The organism is Mycobacterium sp. E3247 (assembly GCF_001667785.1).
GTDB lineage: Bacteria > Actinomycetota > Actinomycetes > Mycobacteriales > Mycobacteriaceae > Mycobacterium.
In genome coordinates, this window is sequence record NZ_LZJG01000414.1 from 1 (window position 1) to 610 (window position 610).

General features: G+C 61.1%; 2 protein-coding genes. Both read left to right on the forward strand.

All coding sequences use genetic code 11. The features are described from left to right. Position 1 precedes the first annotated feature (1 nt). Positions 2–223 carry a translation initiation factor IF-1 gene (gene infA, locus A9X04_RS21565; RefSeq protein WP_003418601.1) on the forward strand — a complete coding sequence of 74 codons (222 nt, stop codon included), beginning with the start codon at positions 2–4 and terminating at the stop codon, positions 221–223. 44 nt (positions 224–267) lie between these two features. Continuing rightward, positions 268–381, forward strand: coding sequence for a 50S ribosomal protein L36 (rpmJ, locus tag A9X04_RS29940; protein WP_003879483.1), 114 nt, complete (start codon positions 268–270; stop codon positions 379–381). The last annotated feature ends 229 nt before the right edge of the window (positions 382–610 follow it).

A 610-nucleotide genomic window follows, 5' to 3' on the forward strand; every position in this document is an offset into this window, starting at 1 on the left:
TATGGCCAAGAAGGACGGTGCCATAGAGGTCGAGGGCCGCGTGGTCGAGCCCCTGCCCAATGCGATGTTCCGCATTGAGCTGGAGAACGGTCACAAGGTGCTCGCCCACATCAGCGGCAAGATGCGGCAGCACTACATCCGCATCCTGCCCGAGGACCGGGTGGTGGTGGAGCTTTCTCCCTACGACCTGTCCCGGGGCCGCATTGTGTACCGGTACAAGTAACAGCCCGAACCCAAGACAACGAGAAAGAACAGGATCGAACAGCCGTGAAGGTGAACCCGAGCGTCAAGCCAATCTGTGACAAATGCAGGGTGATCCGTCGGCATGGGCGGGTCATGGTGATCTGCTCCGATCCGCGCCACAAGCAGCGCCAGGGCTAGCGGCGATCGCACACAACTGAATGCAGACCTCCCAGCACCACTGAACTGCTCGCATCTTTAGAGATGGGCCAGTTCATCCACGTCCGGACGGAGGCCGGGCCCCGCCCCAGATTTGGAGCGGGAACGGGCTGGGAACAGACCTCCGCCTAGAAAAAGAGGAAACGCCACCTATGGCTCGACTAGTAGGCGTCGATCTGCCGCGCGACAAGCGGATGGAGATCGCGCTGAC

Coding starts and splice junctions, on each gene's coding strand:
- infA (WP_003418601.1), top strand. CDS start 2: ATGGCCAAGAAGGACGGTGCCATAGAGGTCGAGGGCCGCGTGGTCGAG.